This is a genomic window from Neisseria sp. P0024.S006, assembly GCF_051956595.1.
In the GTDB taxonomy this organism is placed as follows: domain Bacteria; phylum Pseudomonadota; class Gammaproteobacteria; order Burkholderiales; family Neisseriaceae; genus Neisseria.
The window spans coordinates 1-446 of sequence record NZ_JBQCXH010000063.1 but is presented as its reverse complement, the minus strand read 5'-3'; the positions used below and the strand labels follow the sequence as shown (position 1 = coordinate 446).

The window sequence follows — 446 nt, the reverse complement described above, 5'->3', positions numbered from 1 at the left end:
TTTTTAGACAGCCCTGCTTGTTCAGCAGCAACCGGAGCAACCGCCTCGACAACTTCTTCCACAACAGGCTCAGACGAAGCAGCAGCCTTGGCAGAAACAGGATCAATAGGTATAGAAAAAGAAGGGGCAAACGCCTCTTCAATCTTCTGCTTAACAGGCGCAGCTTCCGCCTCAGGCTCAACCCGAACATGAAGCGGCTCAGAGGCCGTCTGAACATCGGCAACAGCCCGAACCTCAAGCCCCTGCCCTACCTTCGCCTCATCACGGACAGCCTCATGCTCCAACACCGACAAACGCCGTTTCAGCAGCTCGATTTCCTACTCCAGCTTCTGCATCCTGTCGCCTGCCGTAGCAGATTCAGCCAAACGCTCTTCTTGACGCTGTTTCGCGATTGACCAAGCAACCAGCCAAAACAACGACCCAATAATCACGCCCGTGGCCATTTC

General features: G+C 54.5%; 1 protein-coding gene. It reads right to left on the bottom strand.

Translation table 11 applies throughout. From position 1 onward, the window contains the following. The coding region (locus tag ACTHUF_RS11285; RefSeq protein ID WP_440407750.1) for a hypothetical protein at nt 1-287 on the bottom strand (287 nt) is incomplete at its 3' end. Nucleotides 288-446 lie beyond the last annotated feature (159 nt).